The following is a 5,873-nucleotide window of genomic DNA, read 5'->3' as shown; positions in this document are numbered from 1 at the left end:
GACCGTGGCCTCCTCCGTCACCACGTGCGGCAGCGACAGCCGCAGGACCGCCGGACGGCCGGTGTGCACCACGGCGTTGGTGACGAGTTCGGAGACGAGCAGGATCAGCGTCTCGGCGAGGGGTTCGTCGGCCTGTATGCCGGACCCGGCCAGGCGGGAGCGGGCCCACCGCCGGGCTCGACCCACTTCTGCGGGGTCGGGCCGGATCTCCAGCTGCACTTGAAGCACCTGCACCGCTCACACCATCCGAACCGGCGGACACTTAGGCTCGCGCCTCACGAGGGCCACGATCGTAGCCATTTTCTGCATGGCCAGAACAACGGCCGGGACAAGGATCACGGAACGTGAATCCCTTGTGGGACAGCATGGTTGACGTACAGTCACGCCAACAAGCGCTTCGGGCATATTCCAGCGCGAAGGAGTACCCGTGCGGCATACTGTGCGACGCTCGCCGCGGGCAGTCGAACAGGCGGCGCCACGGGGTCGCACTGCGCTCGGAGCCACTCGCATCTCACACAAGGTACCGGAGCGGGCAATCGACTCCAGGCCGTAACGAGTCACGCTGAGGACACAAGCCGATATCAACGCTCCGTAATTCCGGTATGCCACGATCCGCGACATCTCCGGGAGCGTGTGTGGCGATAGCCCAGCCAGACGACCCGTCAGGCCGTTTCGGCCGCCAGAGCCGCCGCGAGAGCCTCCTCACTCTGCGTGACATCGCCCGTACGTTGAGTTCGAACCCATGCGCGTTTCATATGCAGATGGACCTCGGACTCCCAGGTGAAGCCCATGCCTCCGTGCACCTGGAGACAGTCGCGGGCGCCGCGCACGGCGGCCTCGTCGGCGAGGATCCGGGCCGCTGCGATGTCGGCCGGGTCGGCCGTGACGGCAGCCGCGTACACCGCGGCGCGGGCCGTCTCCGCCCGGACCAAGATCCCCGCGCACAGATGCGCCACCGCCTGGAAGGCTCCGATGGGTCGTCCGAACTGTTCGCGTGCCCGGGCGTGTTGCGCCGCGAGTTCGCAGACGCGGCCGGCCGTGCCGAGTTGCTCGGCCGCGGTGAGGAGGATCGCGACGGGGTCGGGGGCGGGACGCCCCGCGGGCACGCGGTGCAGGGGCGTCAGCGGATCGAGCGAGCGCAGCGGCACGGCCCCCGTGGTGTCCCCGCGTACGACGTCCGCCTCGCCCAGCCACTCCACCAGCCCGCCGTCCTCGGCCGCCACCACCGTCTCCCCGGTGGCCGCGCCCGGTACGGCACCGGCCGCGAGGTGGGTGGCGATGAGCGGCCCGGGCAGCAGCGCCCGCCCCGCCTCCTCGAACAGCAACACGGCCTCCGGCAGCCCGAGTCCGACGCCGCCGTCCGCCTCCGGCATCCGCAGGGCGAAGAGCCCGAGGTCCCCGAGCGTCCGCCACAACGCCCGGTCGAGCCGCAGCGGCCCCCCGGCCCGAAGGGCCCCCGCAACGCCCCCGTCCACTCCGGCAGGGCCCATCCGCCGGCCACCCGTGCCGGGACCCTCCGCCCGCGCTTCACCCGCCCGGGAACCGACCGCACCGCCACCGCCGTCCCCGGCACGCTCCACGGCGGCCCGCAGGGCCTCACCGTCGAATCGCCGGGCCAGCGCCTCGCGCAGCCCGTCCCGCAGCGCCCGCTGGTCGCCCGTCAGGCGGAACCGCACAGCACCTCACCGTCCCTTCGGCAGGCCGAGGATGCGCTCGGCGATGATGCTGTGCTGCACCTGCGAAGTGCCGGCCGCGATGGTGTACGACAGGGAGCTCAGTCGTTCGAGGGCCCAGGGCCGGTCCAGGTCGAGGCAGTCGGGGCCCAGCACCTCCGCGGCGGCGTCGTAGAGCTCCTGGCGGGCGTGCGAGTAGCGGAGTTTGAAGACCGAGCCGCCGGTGCCCGGCACTCCGCCCGATGCCTCCGCCGCGCTGACGTTCCACTGCGTGAGCCGCCACAGCGCCCGGAACTCGGCGTTGAGCCTGCCCAGCCGACGCCGGAGGGCCGGGTCGTCCCACCGACCGTTCTTGCGGGCCTCGACGGCCAGTTCGCCCAGCACGCGCCGGCAGGCGACGACCTCGCCGGCGAAGGCCGTGCCCCGCTCGAAGGACAGCGTCACCATGGTCACGCGCCAGCCGTCGTTCTCGTCCCCGACCCGGTTCGCCACCGGCACCCGCACCTCGTCGAGGAAGACCTCGGCGAACTCCGCCGACCCCGCGAGCGTGCGCAGCGGCCGTACGGTGACGCCGGGCGCGTCCATGGGCAGGGCGAGCCAGGTGATGCCCCGGTGCTTGGGCGCGGCGGGGTCGGTACGGACCAACAGCTCGCACCAGTCGGCGACTTCCGCGTGGGAGGTCCAGATCTTGGAGCCGGTCACCACATAGGTGTCGGAGTCGCGCCGCGCGCGCGTGCGCAGGGCCGCGAGGTCGGATCCGGCGTCCGGTTCGCTGAAGCCCTGGCACCAGACCTCCTCGCCGCGCAGGATCGGCGGCAGCCAGCGCGCCCGCTGGTCGGCCGTGCCCTCGGCGGCGATGGTCGGACCGGCGTGCAGCAGGCCGACGAAGTTGGCGCCGACGTAGGGCGCGCCGGCCCTCTCGGTCTCCTCCAGGAAGATCAGCCGCAGGGTCGGGGAGGCGTCCCAGTGGACGTCGGCGTATCCGGCGTCGTGGAGCCGGCGCTGCCAGCCGAGGTCGTACGCCCGCCGCCCCGGCCAGTCGTCGGGGGACGGCTTGGGCGGGAGGGCGGGGAGCACCCCCGCGAGCCAGTCCCGCAGCCGGGCCCGGAAGTCCTCCTCCTCGGGCGTGTAGGACAGGTCCATCGGCGGGCCTCAGCGGTCCCGGTCCAGGTCGAGGTCCAGCATCCGGATGGCGTTGCCCCGCATCAGCTTGTACACCGTCTCGTCGTCGAGGCCCTTGACGTGGTCGAGGGCGACCTCCTTGGTGTGCGGGAAGGTCGAGTCGACGTGCGGGTAGTCGGTCTCGAAGGTGGCGTTGTCCCGGCCGACCACGTCCAGCGACGCCACGCCGTGTTTGTCTCGGAAGAAGCAGCAGAACATCTGCCGGTAGTAGTACGTCGACGGTGGCTCGGGGATCGTCTCGCGCACGCCGCCCCAGGCACGGTGTTCCTCCCACACGTCGTCGGCGCGCTCCAGGGCGTACGGGATCCAGCCCATCTGCCCTTCGGAGTAGGCGAGTTTGAGGCGGGGGAAGCGCACCAGGACCCCGCTGAAGAGGAAGTCCATCATCGAGGCCATCGCGTTGTTGAAGCTGAGGGAGGCCTGGACGGCGGGCGGGGCGTCCGGTGAGGCGGCGGGCATCTGGGAGCTGCTGCCGATGTGCATGTTGACGACCGTCCCGGTCTCCTGGCAGACGGCGAAGAACGGGTCCCAGTAGCCGGAGTGGATGGACGGCAGCCCGAGGTGCGTGGGGATCTCGGAGAAGGTCACCGCCCTCACCCCGCGCGCGGCGTTGCGGCGGATCTCCTCGAGGGCCAGGCCGACGTCCCACAGCGGGATCAGGCACAGCGGGATGAGCCGCCCGCCGCTGTCGCCGCACCACTCCTCGACCATCCAGTCGTTGTAGGCGCGTACGCAGGCGAGGGCGACCTCCTTGTCGTGGGCCTCGGCGAAGGTCTGGCCGCAGAAGCGGGGGAAGGACGGGAAGCAGAGGGACGCCTCGACATGGTTGAGGTCCATGTCCTGGAGGCGGGCCTTCGGGTCCCAGCAGCCGGGCCGCATCTCCTCCCTGGTGATGCCCTCCAGGGTCATCTGGTCGCGGTCGAAGCCGACGGCGGCGATGTTGCGCTTGTACGGGAACTTCAGGTCCTCGTAGATCCACCAGTCGGTGGGCTGGCCGTCCGGGTCCATGGTGATCCGGTACTTGCCGCCGATGTAGGCGAGTTCACCGATCCCGGCGGTCAACGCCCTGGGACCGCGCTCGCGGTACCTGGCCGGCAGCCAGGTGTCGAAGAGGTGGGCGGGCTCGATCACGTGGTCGTCGACGCTGATGATGCGGGGCAGTTCGGTCGCCATGGGTCCCCTCCGCCGGACGGTACTTATCTGATGCAGCGTCAGATAGCATCCCACCTGACGACCCGTCAGCCAAGGAGCACTGCCGAGGAGCAGGGGGCAGCCGTGAACGACACCCCGCACGCCCTGAGTTCGTCCCGCACCCTGTGGGAGCTGGTCACCCGCCGTGCCGCGCTGACGCCCGACCGGCCGCTGTTCCTCCAGGACGGCCGCACGCTCACCTTCGAGGCGCTGCGCGCGCGTGCCGAGCGGGTCGCCGCCGGGCTGTACGGCATGGGCGTGCGCCCCGGGACGGTGGTCGCCTGGCAGCTGCCGACCCGCATCGAGACGGCCGTGCTGTCCTTCGCCCTGACCCGGCTCGGCGCCGTACAGACCCCGGTGATCCCCTTCTACCGGGACCGCGAGGTCGGCTTCGCGCTACGCGAGTCCAAGGCCGAGTTCTTCGCGGTGCCGGGCACCTGGCGCGGCTTCGACCACACGGAGATGGCCCGGCGGCTGGGCGCGAAGGGCGTCTTCGAGGCGTACGACGACCTGCCCGACGGCGATCCGTCCCTCCTGCCTCCCCCGTCCTCCGACGGCACCGCCGTCCGCTGGATCTACTGGACGTCCGGGACGACCTCAGACCCCAAGGGCGTGCTGCACACGGACCGTTCCCTGCTCGCGGGCGGCTCCTGCCTGGCGCACGCGCTGCGCCCCTCGGCACAGGACGTGGGCTCGATCGCCTTCCCGTACGCCCACATCGGCGGACCCGACTACACGGTGATGCTGCTGCTGTACGGCTTCCCGGCGGTGCTGTTCGAGCAGTTCGCGCTGCCGGAGGCGCTGGCCGCGTACCGCGCGCACGGGGTGACCATGGCGGGCGGGTCGACGGCGTTCTACTCGATGTTCCTGGCGGAGCAGCGCAAGCAGCCGGGCGAGCCCGTACTGCCGGCCCTGCGGCTGCTGGCGGGCGGCGGGGCGCCCAAGCCGCCGGAGCTGTACCACGCCGTCGTGCGCGAGATGGGCGTGCAACTCACCCACGGGTACGGCATGACCGAGGTGCCGATGATCACCATGGGGACCCCGGACGACGGCCCCGAGCTGCTGGCGACGACCGAGGGGCGGCCGCCGCAGGGCATGGAGATCCGGATCGTGGACGGGGAGGTGCGGCTGCGCGGGGAGGCCGTGTGCCGCGGGTATCTGGATCGGGGGCAGACGGCGCAGGCCTTCGACGCGGACGGGTTCCTGCGCACCGGTGACCTCGGGCGGCTCACGGAGACCGGGCACCTGGTGCTCACCGGCCGCCTGAAGGACGTGATCATCCGCAAGGGCGAGAACATCTCGGCCCAGGAGATCGAGGACCTGCTGCACCGGCATCCGGCGGTCGGGGACGTGGCGGTGATCGGCCTGCCGGACGCGGCGCGCGGCGAGCTGGTGTGCGCGGTGGTCGAACAGCCGTCGGGGTCCGAGGCCTTGACGCTCTCGGGCGTGACCGCCTTCCTGCGCGCCGAGGGGCTGTCGGTGCACAAGCTGCCGGAACGGCTGGAGGTGGTGGACGCCCTTCCGCGGGGCGAGACCCTGCGGAAGGTGCTGAAGTACAAGCTCCGCGAGCGCTATGCGGGCGAGTGAGTCCGGGCGGGGCCACGGCCCCGAGCCGGGTATGGGACCCCGCCCGGGCGAACGTCCTACTCGGGCACGGTGAAGTAGCGGGCGAAGGCCGGGACGACGTCGGCCTCGCCGACCTTGCCGTCGCCGTCCTCGTCGAGCGCGGCGGCGGCCGGGCCCGCGAGGTCCTCGGGGACGCCGAGGCACTTCAGGACACGGCCGGCTTCCTCGGCCGTCGCGGCGCCGTCGCCGTCGGTGTCGGCG

General features: G+C 72.0%; 4 protein-coding genes and 2 pseudogenes. 1 reads left to right on the top strand and 5 read right to left on the bottom strand.

Annotation, left to right across the window (positions count from 1 at the left end; all coding sequences use genetic code 11):
• The 4 genes and pseudogenes from ABZ281_RS33965 to ABZ281_RS33950 all read right to left on the bottom strand — a co-directional run.
• Window positions 1–219, bottom strand: a pseudogene (locus ABZ281_RS33965) (ATP-binding protein); the annotation flags it as partial.
• 443 nt (window positions 220–662) lie between these two features.
• On the bottom strand, window positions 663–1,676 hold the full coding sequence (locus ABZ281_RS33960) for an acyl-CoA dehydrogenase (protein ID WP_356661793.1): 1,014 nt from the start codon (window positions 1,674–1,676) through the stop codon (window positions 663–665).
• A gap of 6 nt (window positions 1,677–1,682) precedes the next feature.
• On the bottom strand, window positions 1,683–2,816 hold the full coding sequence (locus ABZ281_RS33955; protein WP_356661791.1) for an acyl-CoA dehydrogenase family protein: 1,134 nt from the start codon (window positions 2,814–2,816) through the stop codon (window positions 1,683–1,685).
• A gap of 9 nt (window positions 2,817–2,825) precedes the next feature.
• A complete protein-coding gene (locus ABZ281_RS33950) occupies window positions 2,826–4,028 on the bottom strand; it encodes an amidohydrolase family protein (protein WP_356661789.1) in 1,203 nt (400 codons plus the stop codon).
• A 102-nt stretch (window positions 4,029–4,130) separates the two neighbouring features.
• Here ABZ281_RS33950 and ABZ281_RS33945 point away from each other — a divergent pair, with 102 nt between their 5' ends.
• Window positions 4,131–5,633 (top strand): AMP-binding protein, encoded by a 1,503-nt coding sequence (locus ABZ281_RS33945; RefSeq protein ID WP_356661787.1) that lies wholly within the window; start codon window positions 4,131–4,133, stop codon window positions 5,631–5,633.
• A 56-nt stretch (window positions 5,634–5,689) separates the two neighbouring features.
• On the opposite strand, the pseudogene ABZ281_RS33940 reads toward ABZ281_RS33945, so the two are convergent.
• A pseudogene (locus ABZ281_RS33940) lies at window positions 5,690–5,873 on the bottom strand (EF-hand domain-containing protein); the annotation flags it as partial.

It is taken from the genome of Streptomyces sp. NPDC006265 (assembly GCF_040613555.1).
Classification (GTDB): Bacteria; Actinomycetota; Actinomycetes; order Streptomycetales; family Streptomycetaceae; genus Streptomyces.
Note: the sequence above shows the minus strand (reverse complement) of the source record. Positions and strands in the feature narration are given on the sequence as shown.

What these genes read in the sequence shown, in the direction of transcription:
- ABZ281_RS33950 (WP_356661789.1), bottom strand. Translation starts at nt 4,028, where the DNA reads ATGGCGACCGAACTGCCCCGCATCATCAGCGTCGACGACCACGTGATC.
- ABZ281_RS33955 (WP_356661791.1), bottom strand. Translation starts at nt 2,816, where the DNA reads ATGGACCTGTCCTACACGCCCGAGGAGGAGGACTTCCGGGCCCGGCTG.